Raw genomic sequence first — 21,732 nt, forward strand, 5'->3', positions numbered from 1 at the left:
TAACGGCCGAATGCGCATTTCATCCCTGTGATGTAGACCACCTGGACGAGCGACCTTGCCGGTGGCACTAACCTCGCAGCGGTGAGCGAATCATTTGTCGGCGACCGCGAGGACGCACCGCTACCCCCGCTCGGTCACGAGCAATTGCCATCGACCGGCGACGAGCAACTGCCCCTCACGGGCGAGCGGACCGTGCCCGGGATCCCCGAGGAGAACTACTGGTTCCGGCGGCACGAGGTGGTCTACCGCGACCTCCTCCCCCGCTGCACGGGACGCCGGGTACTCGAGGCCGGATCCGGAGAAGGCTACGGCGCCAACATGATTGCCGACGTGGCACAGAGCGTCACCGGACTCGACTACGACATCTCCGCGGTCGAACACGTCCGTGCGCGCTACCCCCGCGTCGAGATGCTGCACGGCAACCTCGCGGAGCTTCCCCTCGACGACGAATCCGTAGACACCGTCGTCAATTTCCAGGTGATCGAACACCTGTGGGACCAGGCGCAATTCCTGCGCGAATGCTTCCGGGTGCTGACGCCCGGCGGGGAACTGCTCGTCAGCACCCCCAACCGCATCACGTTCTCGCCGGGCCGCGACACGCCCCTCAATCCGTTCCACACCCGCGAACTCGACGCGGCCGAGCTGACCGAACTGCTCGAGGAGGCCGGATTCAGGGTCGCCCTCATGACCGGCGTCCATCACGGCGACCGGCTGAAGTCCCTCGACGCGAAGCACGGCGGCTCGTTCATCGGCGCGCAGATCGACCGCGCACTCGCCGGCGAACCCTGGCCCGACGAACTGACCCGCGACGTCGAGGGCATCACCGTCGACGATTTCGCCCTGCACGAGGGCGACATCGACGACAGCCTCGACCTGGTGGCCGTCGCGGTGAAAGATCCTGTTCGGTGACCGAATCCGACAACCGCACCGGAGCGGGCGACGCGACGGAACCGGGCATGTTCTGCCTGGTTCTGCACTCCCACCTGCCCTGGCTCGCCAACCACGGCCGGTGGCCGGTGGGCGAGGAGTGGCTGTACCAGTCGTGGGCGGCGTCGTACCTCCCTCTCACCGCGATGTTGCGGCGGCTGTCCGATGAGGGTCGCTCACACCTGCTGACCCTCGGCATCACCCCCGTTCTCGCAGCTCAGCTCGACGATCCGCACTGTCTGGCGGGGATGCACCACTGGCTCGGGAACTGGCAGATCCGCGCACACGAGGCGGCAGGCATGCCCGACGACGCGCACCGCGATCTCGGTGCCCGCGAGCACCGCGCGTCCGCCGCCGCACTCGCCGACTTCGAACTGCGCTGGCGGCACGGCGGCTCACCGGTACTGCGCGACCTTCTCGACCGCGGGGCGTTCGAACTGCTCGGCGGGCCGCTTGCCCACCCGTTCCAGCCGCTGCTCGACCCGCGGTTGCGCGCCTTCTCCCTCAGCGAGGGGCTCGCCGACGCCGCCGCGCGGTGGAGCTGCACGCCGACAGGTATCTGGGGGCCCGAATGCGGGTACACCCCCGGCATGGAGACCGGATACGCCGAGGCGGGTGTCACTCATTTCATGGTCGACGGTCCCGCCCTGCGCGGCGACACGTCGCTCGGCAGACCGGTCCGTGAGTCCGACGTGGTCGCGTTCGGACGCGACCTGCAGGTGAGTTACCGGGTGTGGTCGCCGAAGTCGGGCTACCCCGGGCACGGCGCCTACCGCGACTTCCACACGTACGACCACGACACCGGCCTCAAACCGGCCCGGGTGACCGGCCGCACGGTCGACTCGGCCGACAAGGCGCCATACGACCCCGCCCTGGCTACGGCCGCGGTCGACCGGCACGTGGCCGACTTCGTTGCCACCGTCCGCAGGCGCCTGCGCGACGAGTCGGAGCGCATCGGACGGCCCGCGCTCGTCGTCGCCGCGTTCGACACGGAGCTGTTCGGGCACTGGTGGCACGAGGGCCCCGAGTGGCTCGAGAAGGTGCTGCGGGCGCTGCCCGAGGCCGGAATCCGGGTCGGCACCCTCGATGACGCCCGGCGGCAGGGCTACGTGGGCGAACCCGTCCAGCTCGAGAAATCGTCGTGGGGATCCGGCAAGGATTGGCGGGTGTGGGCCGGCGATCAGGTCTCGGACCTGGTGCAACTCAACTCCGAGGTGGTCGCGACCGCCCTCGACACCGTGGACAAGACCCGCGACACCGATGCTGCCCCCGGACGTCCCGCGCTCCGGAACCGCGTGAACGATCAGATACTGCGGGAGGCACTCATGACGGTGTCGAGCGACTGGGCGTTCATGGTCAGCAAGGATTCCGCGGCCGGATATGCCCGCGACCGGGCACACAAGCACGCACATGCCACCCGCGAAATCGCGGCCGCGGTGTCGGCGGGCAAGGACGCGGCCGCGAACCGGCTCGCAGAGGGATGGAACCGCGCCGACGGCCTGTTCCCCGGGCTCGACGCGCGGCGTCTGCCCGGCAGGGAGCACCGGCGGACGGGCACCGAGGGAGGGGCGTCGTGAAGATCCTGATCGTGTCGTGGGAGTACCCACCCGTCGTGGTCGGCGGTCTCGGCCGCCACGTCCACCACCTGGCCACCGAACTCGCGGCGGCCGGACACGAAGTGGTGGTGTTGTCGCGGCGGCCGTCGGGCACCGACGCCTCCACCCATCCCACCGTCACCCACATCGAAGACGGCGTGCTGGTCGTCGCCGTCGCCGAGGACCCCGCGCACTTCGTCTTCGGCGAGGACATGCTGGCGTGGACACTCGCGATGGGGCACGCGATGGTGCGGGCCGGCGTCGCCCTGCACAAGCCCGGTGTCGGGGAGGGCTGGCAGCCGGACGTGGTGCACGCACACGACTGGCTCGTGGCCCACCCCGCCATCGCGTTGGCCGAATTCTACGACGTCCCTTTGGTTTCCACACTCCACGCCACCGAGGCCGGACGGCACAGCGGCTGGGTGTCCGGCCGGATCAACCGGCAGGTGCATTCGGTGGAATGGTGGCTGGCCAACGAATCCGATGCGCTCATCACCTGTTCCGCGTCGATGCAGGACGAAGTGACCACACTCTACGGTCCGCAGCTCCCACCGATCACGGTGATCCGCAACGGAATCGACCTCACCACCTGGAGCTTCCGCGAGCGCGCGCCACGGTCCGGACCGCCGAAACTACTGTTCGTCGGCCGCCTCGAATACGAGAAGGGCGTGCAGGACGCCATCGCCGCGCTCCCCCGCATCCGCCGCAGCCACCCCGGGACCACGCTGTCGATCGCCGGTGAAGGCACCCAGTTCACCTGGCTCTACCAGCAGGCCCGCACCCATCGCGTCGCCCGTGCCGTGAACTTCCTCGGCAACCTCGACCACATCGAACTGCTCGGGTGGCTGCACGGCGCCGACGCCATCGTCCTGCCCAGCCGGTACGAGCCGTTCGGCATCATCGCACTCGAAGCCGCCGCCTCCGGCACCCCGCTCGTGGCGTCCACCGCCGGCGGCCTCGGTGAAGCGGTCGTCGACGGCGAGACCGGCATGTCGTTCCAGCCGGGCGACGTCACCGGGCTCACGTCCGCGGTCCGGGAGGTCCTCGACGACCCGGCAGGCGCCCAGCAGCGCGCGTTGGCCGCCCGTGACCGTCTCACCGCGGATTTCGACTGGCACAAGGTGGCCGAGGACACCGTCCACGTCTACGCGGGCGCCAAGCGCCGCGTGCGGCACCCGTTGGCGAGGCCGGAGATTCCCGAGCGTCCGCTGCCCGGTCGCTGACGTGGCCCTCAGTCCGCGCGGGCCCGCCGGATCCGGATCGGACCCCGTGCCGATCGCGGATCCACCACGGCACCTTTCTGAGTGACCTCGACCTCGCCGGCGTCGACCAGGCGCCGGGCGGCCTCCCGGACCGGTTCCATGAGGGGTCGCCAGTCGTCCGGTGCGACGGCCCGCGCGACATCCGACGGGCAAATGCTCGAACTCGCGGACCGCGCGTCGAGGAGCGCCCGGATGCGCTCCTCGAGTTCACTGTCCGACGCGGTCATGCTGCCGACTATGCCACCGCGCCGGTCAGTTCTCCTGCGCCGCCTTCTTCCGGGCGATGTCCTCGAGGGCCGCGATGTACTTCGCGCGTTCGGACGCACCCGCCTCCCACTCGGCCTTGCGGTTCTTCACGGGCTTGGCCGGCGAGCCGACGGCGATGCTGAAGTCCGGGATGTCACCCTTGACGACGGCATGCGCGCCGAGAACACAGCCTCGCCCCACCCGCGTGTTGCGGAGAACCGTGACCTTGGCCGCCACCCACGTGTCGGGTCCGATGCGGACCGGGCCCTTCACGATGCCCTGATCCTTGATCGGGACGTTCACATCGTCCATGCGGTGATCGAAGTCGGTGATGTAGCACCAGTCGGCCACGAGCGTCGACGCGCCGATCTCGATGTCGAGGTACGTGTTGACGACGTTGTCCTTGCCGAAGACCACCTTGTCGCCGATGCGCAGCGACCCCTCGTGGCAGCGGATCGCATTGCCGTCGCCGATGTGCACCCAGCGGCCGATCTCGAGCCGCGACAGGTCGGGGGTCGAATGGATCTCCACCCGCTTGCCGAGGAACACCATGCCACGCAGGATCACGTGCGGGTTGGCCAGCTTGAACTTCGCGAGCCGGTAGTACCGCACGAGGTACCACGGCGTGTACGCCTTGTTCGCCAGCACCCATCGCAGCGAGTCGCGTGTCAGGAAGCGGGCCTGCTCGCTGTCGCTCCGCCGGGATCCTCGCCACCTCGTACGCAACGGTGCGCCCCACATGCTCGTCATAGCCTGTCAGCCTACGTTCACAGCTCGGGCCCCCGGTCGGGTGCGTCCGGACTCCGACACCGGCATCGGGGTGTGCCGATCGGCGCAGCCTCGGCGGGATAGTCTCTGGGCCGAGCGTTATCGAAGACGAGGAGAAGTAATGCGGCGGGTCCTACGTTCGTCAGTACTGGCGCTGGCGACGATCTCGGCTGTCGTCCTCAGCGGCTGCAGCAGCGGAACGCAGGTCGACGACATCTTCTCCGCGGGCGGGTGGCCCGGCATGCACGCCGACGCCCGCAACAGCGACACCAGCCCCGTCACCGGTTCCCGCGAACTCTCCTTCGCCTGGTCGCGGCCGCTCGGCGGTCCGGTGGCGAATTACGCGTCGGTGGCCGCCAGCGGCCAGATCTTCATCACGGCCCGCACCGAGAAGGGCTGCAACCTCTTCTCCTACCAGATGGACAGCGGCCGCAAACGCTGGTGCCGTCAGCTCGCGCCGGGTGCCGTGGCCTCCACGCCCATCGTCGACGGCGCCGCCAACGTGTACGTGGGTGAGAACGGCGCCATCAACTCGTTCAACGAGTACGGCCAGCTGCGTTGGCGCACACCGGTGGTCGGGACGCCGCTGTCGGCGCAGTTCACCGGCGACGGCAATCTCCTCTTCATCACCCAGCTCGGCCAGATCAACGTCGTGGACACGCAGACCGGTCAGAAGGTCGTGGCGCCGTACGATCTCGTCCCGCCGCCGTCCGTCGCCGAGGGCGCGAACGTCGACATCCTGCCCGACGACAAGGGCCTCAGCGGCTGCTTCTTCGGCGCACCCGACTGCCCGGTGGCGAACATGCCGGCCATCGACCTCGAGTCCGGCAAGTTCTACTTCACGTTCTTCGCCCCAGGAGCACCCGCGGCGGAACTCGTCGCAATGAAGTACTCCGGCGGCGACAACCCCGCGATCACCCAGGAATGGTCCAGCGATGCACTGCCGGGCGGCAGCGCGTCCAGTCCCGATCTGTCGGCCGACGGCTCCGTCGTCTACACCAACGACAACTGGGGCACGTTGTGGGCGATCGATTCCGCGACCGGCGATCCGAAGTGGAGTTACGACATCGGGTATGCCGCCGCCGGCAGCCCGTCGACGTCCGCGGACGGTCTGATCATCCCCGCGGGCGGACTCGACGGCCACCTGCTGGCGTTGCAGGACAAGGGCGATCACGCCGAACTTGTCTGGGAGCGGAAGGATCTGCTGCAGCTGGGCGTCCCGGCCCAGACGGCCGGGTCCACCGGTTACGCGGTGGTCCGCGAGCGTACGGACGGACTGGCGATGCTCACGTTCGACACCGGGACCGGCGAAACCCTCGACCAGGACACCCTGCCCGGGGCGAAGGGCTTCACGGTCGGCACGTCCGTCGGGCCGAAGGGTGAAGTTCTCACGCCGACACTGCTCGGAGAGCTGTTCGTCCTCCGCTGACCCGTGAGTACTTATTAACGTCCGGCGGTTGAGAAGTACTCACGGGCGCGAAGCGCAGATGAAGGCGACGCCGGCTCGGCCGATCCGCGTGATCACCACACTGAGCGAACGACTTCCGCGCAGCTTCAGCTTGGGACGCAGGACCGCGGGATCGACGTCGACGCCGCGCACGAGGATTTCCGCCACCCCGCAGTCGTGCCGCGCCAGCTCCTGTCGCAGCGACTTCTCCGAATACTTCACCTGTTCGAGAATGCGGAAGCCCCGCACGCCGTCGGGGACCGAATCGCCGGTGAGATAGGCGATCCGGGGATCCAGCTGCCACAGCCCGTGCCGGGCGGCGTAGTGCCGCACCAGGCCCGCACGCACGACGGCGCCGTCGGGGTCGATGATCCACTCGCCCGGCGCGCGTTCGGGGATGTCGTCGTCCTCGGCGTCCGTCACCGTCCACGCGGTGCCGTCGGAGCCGAGGACGCTCGCTCGCCGGGTGACACCGGCTCCGGACAGTCCCGGCGACCACAGGCACGCCTCGCGCACGCCGCCGTCGAGCGACACCACCTCCACCTCGCCGTCCCAGCCGAGCCGGTCGAAATCGAGTCCGGGGGCGCACTTCACCGCGAGATCCCGTCCACGGTATGCGTCGATCAGATCGGGCAGCGGCGGCTCCAGCGCGGCGGGGTCGTGTGTGCGCCTGCCGCCGGACCGTCGCGCCGGATCCGCGAGCACGACGGTGCCGCGGGTGCACGGGACGAGCGCGTCGGCGCGGAGAACGGCCGCCCCGGGAACGTTGTGCTGCGCCATCAGGAGCCGGACCGAGTCGAGGTCGCTGCCGATCACGGTTGCGGCCGTCCCGGCCACCGCGTCCAGTTCGGCGCCGATGGAGCACGTGACGTCGTGGACGTGCCGGTCCTTCAGCCGCGTCGCACGGTGTGCGGCGACCGCCCGTGGTGTCGCCTGTTGCAGGGCGTCGTCGGTGAAAAACCAGTTTTCGGTGCCGGGAAGTTTGGCGGCCGCCTTCCGCCGCAACAGCACGGTCTCCACCAGCAACGCCACGTGTGAGCCGAAACGCGTACGCGCCCGGCCGATGTCGGCCAGGCGCGTAGACGTGGTCAATGCGAAGCCGTCCACCTCCGCGAGAGCGGCTGCCCCGTCCGGGCTCTGCAGGAACTCCACGTCCCCGGCAGTGAACGCATAGCCCAATTCAGTTGCCGGGCTTCACGCCGGTGATCATGACGTTGTAGAAGAATCCCCGTGGAACCACGTGCCGGAGAACCTTCTCGTCGACCCAGCTGAGCGTCTTCCATCCGGTGAACGCGAAACGCCCCCAGCCCCAGCCCAGCTTCTCCGGGGGCACAGCCGCCTCGAACGTGCGGACGGGCCACCCGAGCAGAGCGGCGGCGAATTCTTCGGTGGCCGCGTGAACCTGCTCGGCGCCTGCCGACTTCGCGATCTTCTCGAGGTCGCTCGGATCGAACGTGTGGAGGTCGACGACGGCCTCGAGCGCGGCCGCGCGGGAGGACTCGTCCAATTCCGCCTGCGGGCGACGCCAGTCCGCGAGGAACGGCAACTTGGTGACCCGGGTGGTGACCTCCCACGTCGCGCGACCCAGCCAGCGGGCGTAGAAGTTGCCGATCGTGGTCGGCTCACCGGCGAACACGAAACGCCCGCCCGGCTTCAGGACGCGCAGAACCTCGCGCAGCGACTGCTCGACATCCGGGATGTGATGCAGGACAGCGTGTCCCACGACGAGGTCGAACGTGTCGTCCTCGTACGGGATGGTTTCGGCGTCGGCGACGCGGCCGTCGACGGACAATCCCAGGCCCTCGGCGTTGCGGAGGGCGACCTTCACCATGCCGGGCGACAGGTCCGTGACCGAACCGGTCTTCGCGACCCCGCCCTGCATCAGGTTGAGGAGGAAGAATCCGGTGCCGCAGCCCAGTTCGAGCGCCCGCTCGTAGGGCAGCGGCTGATCGCCCGCGACGGCGTCGAAACGTCCGCGCGCGTAGTCGATGCACCGCTCGTCGTACGAGATCGACCACTTCTCGTCGTACGTCTCGGCTTCCCAGTCGTGGTACAGCACCTGGGCGAGTTTGGTGTCCTTCAGCGCAGCCTCTACCTCTTCGGCGGTGGCGTGCGGATGAGGAGCTGGGTCGTCATGGGCGCTTGCAGTCATGCGGCAAATCCTACTCGCTGGTAAGAGTGAACAGGTTCTAGTTTCGGGCTCCAGACTACTCGCCCGTGAACTGAGCCTTACCTGGGCCGTTCTCGATGAACGATTCCATCCCGATCTTGCGGTCCTGGGTGGCGAACAACGAGGTGAACAGCTGACGCTCCACCGCGAGCCCTGTCCCCAGGTCGACGTCCAGCCCACGGTCCACGGCGGCCTTCGCCGCAGCCAGGGCGCGGCCCGCTCCCTTCGTGAACTGCGACGCCCACGTGCGGGCCGCCTCGTACACGTCGTCCGGCGCCACGACCTCGTCGACCAGACCGATCGCGAGAGCCTCCTCGGCGTCGACGAACCGGCCGGTGAACAGTAGATCCTTGGCCTTGGACGGTCCGATCAGCCGGGCGAGACGCTGAGTGCCGCCGCCGCCGGGGATGATGCCGAGCAGGATCTCCGGCACGCCGAGCTTGGCGTTGTCGCCCGCGATGCGCCGGTCCGCCGACAGCGCGACCTCCAGGCCGCCGCCGAGCGCGTACCCCGTGATGGCGGCGACGGTGGGCTTCGGGATCTCGGAGACCGCCGCGAGGTCGGACTGCAGGTCGCCGATCACGTCGGACATCTGCCCGAAGTCCATCTCGGACATTTCCTTCACGTCCGCGCCCGCGGCGAAGACCTTCTCGCCGCCGTAGACGATGACGGCCTTCACGTCGGCGTTGACGGTCGCCTCCCGCGCCGCTGCCCGCAACTCCTGCTGAACCTGGCGGTTCAGGGCGTTCATCGGGGGGCGCGCGAGCCGGATCGTGCCGATGCCTTCGGATACCTCGAGAGTGACAAACTCAGCCATGAGGCAAAAGGCTACTTGTCTGCCTCCGACCCGGTTTCGCGGCCCGCCGCATCGCGATCAGTCGCGGGACGCCCACGGATGCGGACCGGCTTCGTAGTAGCCGTCCTGCCCCGGGAACTCGACGCGGAGCTGCTCCTCGTCCGTGATCAGAGTCGGCAGGATCACCGGGATCTCCGGCTCCGCGGCCAGCACCTCCGCGACCGAACCGAACGCGCTGAGCGCCGTGAGCTGACTCCACGTCGGCGGCAGCAGAATGCTTCCGCCGCCCTGCCAGTGCGCGAGCGCCGCGGCGGGACTCTGCCACTGCACCTCCTCGGCCTCGGACGTCGCGCCGTCCGCGATCTGGCCGTGCGGTGCGGCGGCGACGAAGAAACGCGTGTCGTAGCGGCGGCCCTCGCCGACCGGGGTGATCCAGTTGGCCCAGGGCCGCAGCAGGTCGGCCCGCAGGACGAGGTTCTCGCGCTTCAGGAAGTCGCTGAACGACAGTTCCCGCTTCTCGAGCTGTGTTCGGGACTGCGCGTAGCGGGACGTGTCCGCCACGACCGTGTCCGCGCTCGGTCCCGCGAGGAGCACGCCGCATTCCTCGAATGTCTCACGCACCGCCGCACATACGAGGGCCTTCGCGCGCGCCGCATCGGTGGAGAACCGCCCGGCCCACCAGTCGACGGACGGTCCCGCCCAGTCGACCTCGGCTTCGGCGTCGGACGGGTCGACCCCGCCGCCGGGGAATACGGTCATGCCGCCGGCGAACGCCATCCCCTTCACCCGGCGGAGGAGGAACACCTCGATACCGGACGCCGCGACGTCTGCCGCGGCGTCACGGATGAGGATGACCGTGGACGCGTCCTTGGGTGCCACGTCGGTACTGTCGCGGGGCGCCTGCTCTTGCTTCGAGACCATGTCTCGGAACCTACGCCGCCGGGTGACGCGGGTCGCAGTCGGTCCCCCGGTGTGACCGCCGGTCCTCAGCCTCGCCGGTGCGCGCCGGGGACGCGGGTCCGCCGCGCGAAGAACCGGCCGTCGACCTTGTCCAGGCTGATGGACTGGCTGAACGCCTCGCTGAGGTTCTCGGCCGTGATGACCTGATCCAGGAGCCCCTGCGAGACGACCTCCCCCTCTTTGAGGAGCAGTGCATGAGTGAAGCCCGGCGGGATCTCCTCGACGTGGTGGGTGATGAGGACCGTCGCGGGGGCGTCGGGGTCGGCGGCGAGATCGGTGAGGCGCGCGACGAGTTCCTCGCGCCCACCGAGGTCGAGACCGGCGGCGGGCTCGTCGAGCAGCAGCAGTTCCGGGTCGGTCATCAGCGCACGGGCGATGAGGACGCGCTTGCGCTCACCCTCGGACAGGGTGCCGTACGTGCGTCTGGCGAGGTGCTCGGCACCGAGACTCTCGAGCATCTCGACGGCACGGTCGGTGTCCATGTCGTCGTAGCGCTCACGCCAGCGTCCGAGGACCGCGTAGCCGGCGGAGACGACGAGATCGGTCACGATCTCCTCGGACGGCACCCGGTTGGCGAGCGCCGAGGAGGACAGTCCGATCCGCGGACGCAGTTCGTTGATGTCGACGCGGCCGAGCCGCTCGCCGAGAAGGTAGGCGCTTCCGCTCGTGGGATGCAGTTCTGCGGCCGCGATCCGGAGCAACGACGTCTTCCCTGCCCCGTTCGGTCCGAGGACGACCCACCGCTCGTCGAGTTCCACCTTCCAGGTGACCGGGCCCACCAGAGTGTTGCCCCCGCGGCGGAGGAGAACGTCGTCGAATTCGATGAGGAGATCAGGATCAGGTTCATGCACGGACCCATCTTCCCGCACATCTTCCGAGCATTCACGGCAGGATCAGTTGCGTGTCGCCTCACATCGATTCGCACCCCGGCGAGATGTCGTCGCTCCCGCCGAGTCTGCGGCTGCCCGGATCACCGTTTCCCCTGGGAGCGAATGTGCGTGGCACCGGAACGCAGTTCGCGGTCCACGCTCCCGACGCCGAACTCGTACAGGTGTGCCTGATTTCCGGGGACGGCGACGAGACGCGGATCGACCTGGTCCAGCGGACGTACGGCATCTGGCACGGCATCGTCGAGGGCGTCGGTGCGGGACAGCGCTACGGCTACCGCGCGCACGGACGCTGGGACCCCGCACGCGGCGTGCGCCTCAACCCCGCCAAGCTGCTTCTGGATCCGTGGGCGACCGGCATCACGGGCGAACTCGGCGACCACGACGCACTCGTCTCCCACGACGGCGACCCGTTCGGCGGCCCGTCGCGCGTCGACAGCCTGGGCCACACCCCGCTGTCGGTGGTGACGGCCGACCACGCCCGCACGAGCGGACCGCGGATCGAAAGGCCGTGGGAGGAAACCGTTGTCTACGAACTTCACGTGGGATCGTTCACCGCACGGCACCCCGACGTGCCGCCGCAGTACCGCGGAACGTATCTGGGTCTCGCGGAACCCGCCGTCGTCGGTCATCTCGTCCGTCTCGGGGTGACCGCGGTCGAACTGCTTCCCGTCCAGGCGTACGTCTCCGAAGCCACCGTGCGTTCGCGGGGCATGCGCAACCACTGGGGGTACGCCACCGCGGCGTTCTTCGCCCCTCACCCGGGTTATGCGGTGGTGCCCGGTGAGGAGATCACCGAATTCCACACGATGGTCGACGCGCTGCACGCCGCGGGGATCGAGGTCGTCCTCGACGTGGTGTACAACCACACCTGCGAACAGGGCGTCGACGGCATCAGCCTCAGCTGGCGCGGCCTCGACGCCCCCGGCTACTACCTGCTCGACTCCGACGGTCGCGACATCGATCTCACCGGCTGCGGGAACACCGTCGACGCACAGTCGCCCGTCGCCGTCCGGATGATCGGCGACGGCCTGCGCTACTGGGCGCACGAGATGGGGGTCGACGGCTTCCGGTTCGACCTCGCGTCCGCTCTCGGCCGGCCCGGTGGCGGCCGATTCGATTCCCGCGCTTCGATCTTCTCCGCGATCACGGCGGATCCCGTTCTCTCCCGGTGCAAACTGATCGCCGAACCGTGGGACGCCACGTCGGACGGATATCGGGTCGGGCACTTCGGCGTTCAGTGGTCGGAATGGAACGACAAGTACCGCAACACCGTTCGACGGTTCTGGAACGGCGGCACCGGGGTACGCGATCTCGCCTCCCGGGTGGCGGGTTCCGAGGACGTGTTCGGAAACCGGCGCCCGTGGGCGTCCGTCAATTTCGTGACCGCGCACGACGGTTTCACCGCCGCGGACCTCGTGTCGTACCGCCGCAAACACAACGAGGCGAACGGCGAGGACAACCGGGACGGCGCCGATCACAACGACTCCGTCGACCACGGCGTCGAAGGCCCCACCGACGATCCGTCGATCATCGAGGCGCGGTCCCGGCACGTCCGCGCGCTCCTGGCCACGCTCGCACTGTCGACCGGCACGCCGATGTTCACCGCAGGCGACGAGTTCGGTCACACCCTCGGCGGCAACAACAACGCGTACTGCGTCCCCGAAGACACCCCGCGTGAAGACTCCTGGCCACTCGACTGGAGTACCGGGGACACGACTCTCACCGCATTCGTCACCCGGGCCCTCGACCTCCGACGCGCCTCCCCCGCGCTGCGCCAGCCGGAATTCTTCGAAGGCAGGCGCACCCCCACCGGCCATCCCGACCTCGTGTGGTTCGGCGCCGACGGCGCGGAGATGGACGACCGCGCGTGGTACGACGACTCCAGGCGCACCCTCCAGGCGTGGATCGACGGTTCCGACATCCGCTCCCACACCGAAGACGGGCACCAGCTCACCGACGACAGCTGGCTTCTCGTCTTCCACTCGGGCGGACCCACCGTGATCACCCTTGGCTGTCCCGAATGGTTCTACGGCACGGTGCTCGCCGAATTCGACTCGGCGTCCCCCGACGGCGCACCCGCGCCGGGCGGCCCGATCTCCGGAGACTCCACGATCGCACTGTCCGGTCCGACGCTGCTCGTCTTTCGTGCGGTCGGATAGATGCCACCGAAGCGCATCATCAGCTGGATGAGCGGGCCGATGCCCAGCGCGTAGACGACGGTGCCCACCCCCACGGTGCCGCCGAGCAACCAGCCGGTGGCCAGCACCGTCACCTCGATCGACGTGCGGATCACCCGCACCGACAGCCCGGTGCGCGCGACCAGACCGGTCATGAGACCGTCCCTCGGGCCGGGACCCATCCCCGCACCGATGTACAGCACGGTGGCGAGCGCGTTGAGGACCACGCCACCGAGCATCACCACGACGCGCACGAGAAGGGAGTCGGCGGGTTCGAGGAACGCGAGCGAGGTGTCCACCGAGACGGCAATGACCACGACGTTGGCGATCGTCCCGAATCCCGGTTTCTGGCGGATCGGGATCCACAGCGCCAGCACCACGACACCGGTCAGCGCGGTCACCACACCGAAACTGAGTGGCGTGCGATCCGCGACCCCCTGATGGAACACATCCCAGGGGTCGAGACCGAGGCCGGCGGTGATCATCATGGCCATCGAGAAGCCGTACAGCCACAGTCCGGCGAAAAGAGCGATCAGGCGTCGAGCGAGCATGCCCGTCAGTGTTCCGGGAAATCCTGCCGCACCCCATAGCCACGACGCAGGCACTGGACTGTCGATGCGTCGGCCACCACGCTCAGGGGCAGGCGATCACGGTCATCGATCCGGGAGCCACTTCGGTGAAGCCGGCGTCGCGCACTGCGATCGCCCGGCCCCGCACCACCTCGATGGTCAACTCTTCCCACAGTCCGACGTCGGCGTCCCGCACGGTGCAGCGGTAGCCGGTGGCCGCCCACGCGCGGGCCTGCTCGGTGGTCATCGCACCGGCGAGCAGCATCGACGCGTGGCCCACCTGGGCCGCGGCCTTCCCCACCGTCATGTCCAGAGCGGAGTTGATCCACAGCACCGGATCCCCGTCCGGGATCTCTCCGGGGTCGTCGTGGTCGAGATCGGTCCCGCCGATCTGCAACTTCCGGATGCGGGGATCGAGCGCACCGACGGCGACGGGCACGAGCGCGCGGGCCTGCGCACCGTCGACGTCGACGGTGATCCCATCGACCTCCTGCGCCGCACGCCACCCGGCTCCCCGTGCCCGCCGCGTCACCTTGCGGATCCGGGACCCGATCCAGGCGAGGTAATCCTCCTGCCACGGTCCGGGCGCGCCCGTCTCATCGGGGCCGACGCGGGGGTCGAGGCACAACGCCACGGCCGCGGTGGCTGCAGCTTCGAGCAGAGCACTACGGGGCGGGGGGTCGGCCTTCGGAATGTGCAGCACGATCGGCATCGCGAGGACCTGTGCCGGGTCGTCCGGATCCGGCCGGCCGCCGTATCCGGCCGCGAGGACGGCGTGACGCGCCGCCCACAGGGTGTCGTCACCGGTCTCCCCGGTGACCGCACCGCGGCACGATTCCGTCACGACAGCGGGACTCGTCGCACCACGCCGTCCACCGCGTCGGCGGCCTCGACCTCGTCGCGGGTGACCCCGAGGATGAACAGCACGGCGTCGAGGAAGGGGTGCGACAGTGCGGTGTCCGCGACCTCGCGCAGAGCGGGCTTGGCGTTGAACGCGATTCCGAGCCCGGCGGCGTTGAGCATGTCGATGTCGTTGGCGCCGTCGCCGACCGCCACCGTCTGTTCCATCGGGACGCCGACCTGAGCGGCGAACTTGCGCAGTGCGGTCGCCTTCGCGGCCCGGTCGACGATGTCGCCGATCACCCGGCCGGTGAGCTTGCCGTCCACGATCTCGAGCGTGTTGGCCTGCACGAAGTCCAGTTCCAGTTCGTGGGCCAGGCCCTCGATGACCTGCCGGAAACCGCCGGACACCACACCGCAGTGGAAGCCGAGCCTGCGCAGCGTCCGGATGGTGGTGCGGGCGCCCGGTGTCAGTTCCAAGTTTTCCGCGACGTCGTCGATCACGGACGCGTCGAGGCCGGCGAGGGTTGCGACCCGCTGGTGCAGGGATTCGGTGAAGTCGATCTCGCCGCGCATCGCCGATTCGGTGACGGCGCGCACCTCGTCCTCGACGCCCGCCCGCGCGGCGAGCATCTCGATGACCTCGCCCTGGACGAGGGTCGAGTCGACGTCGAACACGATGAGCCGTTTGGCCCGACGGGCCAGTCCCCCGCGTTCGACCGCGATGTCGACGTTCTCGCGCACAGCCACTTCTGCCAGTACGGTGCGCAGACTCTTGTCCGCCTCCGCCGTGCCGGGAGCGCTCACGAGAAGTTCGAGGCCCGTCACCGGGTAATCGGCGACACCCCGGATCGAGTCGATGTTGACCCCGAGGGTCGCCATCTCCCGGGCCACCGAGCGCAGCGCGCGAGCGGACACCGGGCTACCGAGGACGACCACGGCGTGGGTGGACAGCGACTGCCTGCCGGGATCGGCACCGATCTCGACGTCCACCGACATCCCGACGGTGGCCATCGCCTCTTCGAGTTCCTCCTGCAGCGCTTCCCCGTTCTCGGGGCAGGCCACCAGGACACCGAGGGTCAGTCGCCCACGAATCACCACCTGCTCCACGTCGAGAAGGCTCACGTCGTGGCGGGAGAGCGACCCGAAGAGCACCGAGGTGACGCCGGGTCGGTCGGGGCCCGTCACGGTCACCAGAACAGTGGTGTCTGCTGCACCCACCGATGTACTCCGATCATGTTGCTCGCGCGGCTTGTCCGGCACCCATTGTGCCAACTGAAAGGCCCCGCCCGGTGTGGGGGCGGGGCCTTTCCGAAACTGATGTGTCAGCGGCCGGTGTCGGTTCCGGGGTCGCCTTCGTCGCCGACGGTCAGCGGCTCGTGGCGTTCCTTCTCGAGCACGGTGCTGGCGTGCTTGCCACCGTGGCCCGGTCCGACGTGCGCCTCTGCCTTCATCCGCTCGACCATGTGCGGGTAGTGCAGCTCGAACGCGGGACGCTCGGAGCGGATGCGCGGCAGCTCGGTGAAGTTGTGCCGCGGCGGCGGGCAGCTGGTGGCCCACTCGAGCGAATTGCCGTAACCCCACGGGTCGTCGACGGTCACGACTTCGCCGTATCGGTAACTCTTGAAGACGTTCCAGATGAACGGCAGCGTCGAGGCACCGAGGACGAACGCGAAGATCGTCGAGAAGGTGTTCAGGAACGTGAAGCCGTCCGAGGGCAGGTAGTCGGCGTAGCGACGCGGCATACCTTCGTTACCCAGCCAGTGCTGGACGAGGAACGTGCCGTGGAAGCCGATGAACGTGGTCCAGAAGTGCCACTTGCCGAGACGCTCGTCCATCATGCGTCCGGTCATCTTCGGGAACCAGAAGTAGATGCCGGCGTAGGTAGCGAACACGACGGTGCCGAAGACCACGTAGTGGAAGTGGGCGACCACGAAGTAGGTGTCCGTGACGTGGAAGTCCAGGGGCGGGCTCGCGAGGATGACGCCGGACAGACCACCGAAGAGGAACGTGATGAGGAAGCCGATGGAGAACAGCATCGGCGACTCGAACGTCAACTGCCCCTTCCACATGGTTCCGATCCAGTTGAAGATCTTCACACCCGTCGGGACGGCGATCAGGAACGTCATGAACGAGAAGTACGGGAGCAGCACGGCGCCCGTGGCGTACATGTGGTGCGCCCACACCGCGATGGAGAGGGCGGCGATCGCCAGGGTCGCGTAGACCAGGCCGCTGTAACCGAACACGGGCTTACGGCTGAAGACCGGGAAGATCTCCGAGACGATGCCGAAGAACGGCAGCGCGATGATGTACACCTCGGGGTGACCGAAGAACCAGAACAGGTGCTGCCACAGCAGCACACCGCCGGTGGCCGGGTCGAAGATGTGGCCACCGAGGTGACGGTCCACGAACAGGCCCATGAAGGCAGCGGTCAGCAGCGGGAACGCCAGCAGAATCAGGATGCTGGTGATGAAGATGTTCCACGTGAAGATCGGCATGCGGAACATGGTCATGCCGGGGGCACGCAGGCAGATGACGGTGGTGATCATGTTGACACCACCGAGGATGGTGCCGAGGCCGGCGACCGCGAGGCCCATGACCCAGAGGTCGGCGCCGACGCCCGGGGAGTGCAGCGCACTCGTCAGGGGCGTGTAGGCGGTCCAGCCGAAGTCCGCGGCACCGCCGGGGGTGATGAAGCCGGCGGTCGTGATGATCGCGCCGAACACGTACAGCCAGTAGCTGAACGCGTTGAGTCGCGGGAACGCCACGTCGGGGGCGCCGATCTGCAGCGGCAGGATGTAGTTGGCGAACCCGAACACGATCGGCGTCGCGTACAGCAGCAGCATGATCGTGCCGTGCATCGTGAACAGCTGGTTGAACTGTTCGTTCGACAAGAACTGCATACCGGGCACAGCGAGCTCGGCGCGCATCATCAGGGCCATGAGACCACCGATGAGGAAGAACGCGATCGAGGTCGTCAAGTACATGATTCCGAGCACCTTGGGGTCGGTGGTCGTAATCATTTTGAAGATGAACGAGCCCTTGGGTCCCTGCCGCGGCGGGTAAGGCCTGGCTGCAGCTATCGCGGGGACTGGCTGGGGCGCTACGGCAGTCACTGATCCTCCTGAATGCGCGTCCGTCCCCGGGCTGCGAGGCGAACGGTCTCTGGCTTGCGCTCATCGAATCGTAGACCGTGCCCTGAGCGGCCTCCGACTGGGTCCTACCCACTGTCGTACTTACCCGGACTCAGAGCAAATTGTGGCGCACGCGACCTGCGGTTTGTGGCCCCGGGGAGTGCTCACTGTCACGCGGTCCGGCGTGTCGCACGCGACCGGTCGACACGGACCCCGGACGGTCCGACACGCCGAAACCCCGGTGCTAAGGTTTCGCTCACCTAACTTCTACCAGGAGCTCCATGTGAACGTTCTCTCCCGACGCCGGGTCGTCGCCGGCGCGGTCGCACTGGCCGCTGCAGCCACTTTCTCGATCGCGTCCTGCTCCAGCAGCGACGACTTCGCCGCCGCGTCCAGCACCACCTCGTCGACCGGGCAGTTCCCCCGCACCGTCGACCACTTCCGCGGCAGCACCGAGATCCCGGCCGCGCCGCAGCGCATCGTGGCACTCGACAACAGCTTCACCGACGCCGTCCTCCTCCTCGAGGCGCCGCTCGTCGGATACGTCGACTACCGCGAACCCGGCCTGCCCGACTACCTCGGCTCCTCGCGGGACGAGTTCGCGGCGGAAGCCGAATCGGTGGGCAAGGTCAGCAACGCGAGCCTCGAGCAGATCGCCGCGCTGCAACCCGACCTGATCATCTCCGCCGAAGTGCGCGACGCGAAGAACTACGAGCAACTGTCCGCGATCGCGCCGACCATCTTCACCGAGACGACCGGGCCCACGTGGAAGGACAACATCCGGCTCGTCGGCACGGCACTGGGCAAGGAGGAACTCGCGGAGCAGGAGATCGGCGCCTACGAGGAGCGGGCCGCCGCCGTCGGCGCGGAGATCAACGACACGGCGTCGAATCCGGTGATCTCGGTCGTCCGGTTCGCGGGCGAGCCGACGGCGCGCCTCTACCGCACGACCTCGTTCAGCGGGATCGTCCTCTCGGACGCCGGGCTCGCCCGTCCGCAGAGCCAGGGCCCCGATCCGGCTGATCCGGACAACATCATGCAAGCGATCAGCCCCGAGCTGATCAGTGAGGCCGAGGGCGACGCCATCTTCGTCAGCACCTGGCAGGACCCGGCCGGCAAGAGCGCCGAAGCGGCCAAGCCGTTCCTGGAGAGCCCGCTGTGGCAGACGCTGAAGGGACGCAAGATCGACGTCGACGACGCCCGGTGGATGTCGCCGGTCAGCATCCAAGGCGCGCATCTCATCCTCGACGACCTGTCGGACACGTTCGGGGTGGACAAGCACAGCGGCTAACCTGAACGCGCCCGCACACACAGGAAGTCGCCGAATTGTCCCCTCGTAGGTTTTCCGCCCGCCGCGCGTCCACCGGTCTCGTCGCCGCCGTCGCTGCGCTCGCAGTCGCCGGCTGCTCTCAACCGTCCGACGACGATCCCGCGGCGTCCATCGTCCGGACCACCACGCAGATCGCCGGAGCCGGCGTGGTCGGCATCGAGAGGGACACCACGACCGTCTGCGCCGAGCCGGCCCCGGTCGACGCCGCACTCGCGGCCGGCTCGACGCACCGGGTGGTCCACACGAAGGGCGAGAGCGAGGTTCCGTCCGATCCGCAGCGGATCGTGGTACTCGACAGCGCCGCGCTGGACGCGGTGTGCGCACTCGGTTTGTGGGAGAACGTGGTCGGCGCGGCGACCGTCGACGGGGACTCGCCGCAACCCGGATACCTCGGCACGGGCATCTCCGAGATCCCGAGCGTCGGATCCGTCGACGCCCCGGACGTGAACAAGATCGCTCAGGCGGACCCGGACCTGATCCTCGGATCGAGTCCGGCGTCCGACCAGCTGGACGGCGCGCTCTCCCCCATCGCGCCCACCGTGTTCGTCGGCTCCGACCCCGTGTACTGGAAGGCGCAGTTCCTCCTCGCCGGCAACGCCCTGGGCCGGGCCGACGCGGCGACGGCCGCACTGGAGCTGTACCAGCAGGACGCGAAGCAACTCGGCGTCGACATCGATGCCGCGCAGACGCAGGCCTCCGTCGTCCGCTTCGGCGCCGACAGCATGGAGGTCGAGGGTCCGGCCACGTTCGCCGGCCAGGTCCTCACCGACGCCGGTGTGCGGCGACCTGCGTATCAGAACCTCGACGGCGCAGTCACCGAACCGATCTCCGAATCCGACATCGATCAGGCCGAGGGGGACCTCATCTACGCCGTCCTGGACGGCGAGGAGGGCACCGCGCACGCGGAGGACGTCATGTCCGGCGAGGCCTGGGAAGACCTCGAGGCGGCCTCCGACAAGCGAGTCTTCGCCGTGGAGGGTGACGTGTGGGGCGGAAACGGTGTCGTCGCCGCGCGCGCGATGCTCACCGACCTGCGGAACACGCTGAACGGTTACGTCGGCTAGGAGGCCCGGTGCCCGTCCCCGAGTTCGTCACCGCCCTGCGCGGCCACGTCGGCACTGGGCCGCTGTGGCTGTCCGGGGTGAGTGTCGTCGTGCGTGACGCCGACGGCCGGGTGCTGCTGACCCGGCGCGTCGACAACGGCAAATGGGCCGTCGTGTCCGGCATCCTCGAACCCGGGGAGGAACCCGGACCCGCCGCCCTGCGTGAGGTGCGCGAGGAAACCGGCGTCGACGCGGAACTGGTCCGGATCACGAGCGTCGACGTCACCGACCCGATCACCTACCCGAACGGCGACGTCGCGCAGTATCTCGACGTGTGCTTCCTCGCGCGGTACCTGAGCGGGGAGGCTGCCGTGTCGGACGACGAGAACCACGACGTCGCCTGGTTCTTCCCCGACGCGCTGCCGCCGGACCTCACCCCGTCGTCGCGGCTGCGGCTCGACAAGGCGCTGCAGGACGAGCCCGAGGCGTGGTTCCGCCGCTGAACGCAGTTCGCCCAATGCCACACCGGTGCAATCGAACTGAACCGGTGTGACATTGGGCGACAGCTCTGGAAGTCGCGAGCTGATCTAGAAGTCCCAGTCCTCGTCTTCTGTGTTGACGGCCTTGCCGATGACGTAGGAGCTGCCCGAGCCGGAGAAGAAGTCGTGGTTCTCGTCCGCGTTGGGTGAGAGCGCCGACAGGATCGCCGGGTTGACGTCCGTCTCGTCCTTGGGGAACAGACCCTCGTAGCCGAGATTCATCAGTGCCTTGTTCGCGTTGTACCGCAGGAACTTCTTGACGTCTTCGGTGAGGCCCACCTCGTCGTAGAGGTCCTGGGTGTAGTCGACCTCGTTGTCGTAGAGCTCGAAGAGCAACTCGAACGTGTAGTTCTTGAGGTCGTCGCGCTCGGCCTCGGTGAGCTGCTCGAGCCCCTTCTGGTACTTGTAGCCGATGTAGTACCCGTGCACGGCCTCGTCGCGGATGATGAGGCGGATGAGGTCGGCGGTGTTGGTGAGCTTCGCCCGCGACGACCAGTACATCGGCAGATAGAAGCCCGAGTAGAACAGGAAGCTCTCGAGCAGGGTGGATGCCACCTTGCGCTTGAGCGGCTCGTCGCCCTGGTAGTAGTCCATGACGATCTCGGCCTTGCGCTGCAGGTTCGGGTTCTCCTCGGACCAGCGGAAGGCGTCGTCGATGTCGCGGGTGGAGCACAGTGTCGAGAAGATCGAGCTGTAGCTCTTGGCGTGCACCGACTCCATGAACGCGATGTTGGTGTACACCGCCTCTTCGTGCGGGGTGATGGCGTCGGGGATGAGGCTGACGGCGCCCACGGTGCCCTGAATGGTGTCGAGGAGCGTCAGCCCCGTGAACACCCGCATCGTGAGCTGCTTCTCTTGCGGCGTGAGCGTCCCCCACGACGGGATGTCGTTGGACACCGGCACCTTTTCGGGCAGCCAGAAGTTGCCGACGAGACGGTCCCACACCTCGGCGTCCTTCTCGTCCTGGACGCGGTTCCAGTTGATCGCGGATACGCGACTCACCAGCTTGACCATTGATTCCTCACTTCGTTCGGCTGTG

Annotated in this window: 19 protein-coding genes and 1 pseudogene; 8 read left to right on the plus strand and 12 right to left on the minus strand. The window is 68.3% G+C overall.

Features of this window, described 5'->3' with window-relative positions:
• Positions 1-81 precede the first annotated feature (81 nt).
• The 3 genes from GO592_RS17215 to GO592_RS17225 are packed head-to-tail and all read left to right on the plus strand — an operon-like array spanning position 82 to position 3,745.
• Positions 82-909: a class I SAM-dependent methyltransferase gene (locus GO592_RS17215; protein ID WP_005259537.1), complete on the plus strand. Its 828-nt coding sequence runs from the start codon at positions 82-84 to the stop codon at positions 907-909.
• Complete coding sequence (locus GO592_RS17220; RefSeq protein WP_007296838.1) at positions 906-2,504, plus strand: 1,4-alpha-glucan branching protein domain-containing protein; 1,599 nt, start codon at positions 906-908, stop codon at positions 2,502-2,504. Before GO592_RS17215 ends, GO592_RS17220 begins: the two co-directional genes overlap by 4 nt.
• Positions 2,501-3,745 carry a glycosyltransferase family 4 protein gene (locus GO592_RS17225; RefSeq protein WP_007296837.1) on the plus strand — a complete coding sequence of 415 codons (1,245 nt, stop codon included), beginning with the start codon at positions 2,501-2,503 and terminating at the stop codon, positions 3,743-3,745. Before GO592_RS17220 ends, GO592_RS17225 begins: the two co-directional genes overlap by 4 nt.
• Positions 3,746-3,753: 8 nt before the next feature.
• Here GO592_RS17225 and GO592_RS17230 read toward each other — a convergent pair whose 3' ends face one another.
• Entirely contained in the window at positions 3,754-4,011 is a 258-nt protein-coding gene (locus GO592_RS17230; protein WP_007296836.1) for a DUF3253 domain-containing protein, read from the minus strand.
• Positions 4,012-4,036: 25 nt separating this feature from the next.
• The gene (locus GO592_RS17235; protein WP_005240319.1) at positions 4,037-4,780 is read right to left on the minus strand and encodes an acyltransferase; all 744 of its coding nucleotides are present in this window, start codon (positions 4,778-4,780) and stop codon (positions 4,037-4,039) included.
• A 139-nt stretch (positions 4,781-4,919) separates the two neighbouring features.
• Here GO592_RS17235 and GO592_RS17240 point away from each other — a divergent pair, with 139 nt between their 5' ends.
• Entirely contained in the window at positions 4,920-6,227 is a 1,308-nt protein-coding gene (locus GO592_RS17240) for an outer membrane protein assembly factor BamB family protein (protein WP_007296835.1), read from the plus strand.
• A 39-nt stretch (positions 6,228-6,266) separates the two neighbouring features.
• Here the strand turns inward: GO592_RS17240 and GO592_RS17245 are convergent, their stop codons facing one another.
• The 5 genes from GO592_RS17245 to GO592_RS17265 form a co-directional block, all read right to left on the minus strand.
• Complete coding sequence (locus tag GO592_RS17245) at positions 6,267-7,424, minus strand: THUMP-like domain-containing protein (RefSeq protein ID WP_007296834.1); 1,158 nt, start codon at positions 7,422-7,424, stop codon at positions 6,267-6,269.
• Position 7,425: 1 nt separating this feature from the next.
• Positions 7,426-8,397 carry a class I SAM-dependent methyltransferase gene (locus GO592_RS17250; RefSeq protein ID WP_007296833.1) on the minus strand — a complete coding sequence of 324 codons (972 nt, stop codon included), beginning with the start codon at positions 8,395-8,397 and terminating at the stop codon, positions 7,426-7,428.
• Between the two features lie 55 nt (positions 8,398-8,452).
• The gene (locus GO592_RS17255; RefSeq protein ID WP_005566345.1) at positions 8,453-9,232 is read right to left on the minus strand and encodes an enoyl-CoA hydratase/isomerase family protein; all 780 of its coding nucleotides are present in this window, start codon (positions 9,230-9,232) and stop codon (positions 8,453-8,455) included.
• 57 nt (positions 9,233-9,289) lie between these two features.
• Positions 9,290-10,132: an NUDIX hydrolase gene (locus tag GO592_RS17260; protein ID WP_007296832.1), complete on the minus strand. Its 843-nt coding sequence runs from the start codon at positions 10,130-10,132 to the stop codon at positions 9,290-9,292.
• 65 nt (positions 10,133-10,197) lie between these two features.
• Entirely contained in the window at positions 10,198-11,022 is an 825-nt protein-coding gene (locus GO592_RS17265; protein WP_007296831.1) for an ABC transporter ATP-binding protein, read from the minus strand.
• An 83-nt stretch (positions 11,023-11,105) separates the two neighbouring features.
• Between GO592_RS17265 and glgX the strand changes: the two are divergent.
• Positions 11,106-13,073: pseudogene (gene glgX / locus GO592_RS17270) on the plus strand (glycogen debranching protein GlgX); the annotation flags it as partial.
• Positions 13,074-13,087: 14 nt separating this feature from the next.
• Here the strand turns inward: glgX and yczE are convergent.
• From yczE to ctaD, 4 genes are all read right to left on the minus strand, one after another.
• On the minus strand, positions 13,088-13,789 hold the full coding sequence (yczE, locus tag GO592_RS46565; protein WP_007296829.1) for a membrane protein YczE: 702 nt from the start codon (positions 13,787-13,789) through the stop codon (positions 13,088-13,090).
• Between the two features lie 82 nt (positions 13,790-13,871).
• Entirely contained in the window at positions 13,872-14,651 is a 780-nt protein-coding gene (locus GO592_RS17280) for an aminoacyl-tRNA hydrolase (RefSeq protein ID WP_005259562.1), read from the minus strand.
• Positions 14,648-15,868 (minus strand): phosphoserine phosphatase SerB, encoded by a 1,221-nt coding sequence (gene serB, locus GO592_RS17285; RefSeq protein ID WP_005240300.1) that lies wholly within the window; start codon positions 15,866-15,868, stop codon positions 14,648-14,650. The genes GO592_RS17280 and serB overlap by 4 nt, the downstream gene beginning before the upstream one ends.
• A 104-nt stretch (positions 15,869-15,972) precedes the next feature.
• Entirely contained in the window at positions 15,973-17,763 is a 1,791-nt protein-coding gene (gene ctaD, locus GO592_RS17290) for an aa3-type cytochrome oxidase subunit I (protein ID WP_011598346.1), read from the minus strand.
• A gap of 301 nt (positions 17,764-18,064) precedes the next feature.
• Between ctaD and GO592_RS17295 the strand changes: the two genes are divergently transcribed.
• The 3 genes from GO592_RS17295 to GO592_RS17305 are packed head-to-tail and all read left to right on the plus strand — an operon-like array spanning position 18,065 to position 20,657.
• Positions 18,065-19,072, plus strand: a complete 1,008-nt coding sequence (locus GO592_RS17295) for an ABC transporter substrate-binding protein (protein ID WP_007296828.1) — start codon at positions 18,065-18,067, stop codon at positions 19,070-19,072.
• Positions 19,073-19,107: 35 nt separating this feature from the next.
• Entirely contained in the window at positions 19,108-20,175 is a 1,068-nt protein-coding gene (locus GO592_RS17300) for an iron-siderophore ABC transporter substrate-binding protein (RefSeq protein ID WP_007296827.1), read from the plus strand.
• An 8-nt stretch (positions 20,176-20,183) separates the two neighbouring features.
• A complete protein-coding gene (locus GO592_RS17305) occupies positions 20,184-20,657 on the plus strand; it encodes an NUDIX hydrolase (RefSeq protein WP_007296826.1) in 474 nt (157 codons plus the stop codon).
• A gap of 84 nt (positions 20,658-20,741) precedes the next feature.
• Here GO592_RS17305 and nrdF read toward each other — a convergent pair whose 3' ends face one another.
• Positions 20,742-21,707 carry a class 1b ribonucleoside-diphosphate reductase subunit beta gene (nrdF, locus tag GO592_RS17310; protein ID WP_005240291.1) on the minus strand — a complete coding sequence of 322 codons (966 nt, stop codon included), beginning with the start codon at positions 21,705-21,707 and terminating at the stop codon, positions 20,742-20,744.
• Between the last annotated feature and the right edge of the window lie 25 nt (positions 21,708-21,732).

It is taken from the genome of Rhodococcus sp. 21391 (genome assembly GCF_016772255.1).
Taxonomy (GTDB): domain Bacteria; phylum Actinomycetota; class Actinomycetes; order Mycobacteriales; family Mycobacteriaceae; genus Rhodococcus_F; species Rhodococcus_F opacus.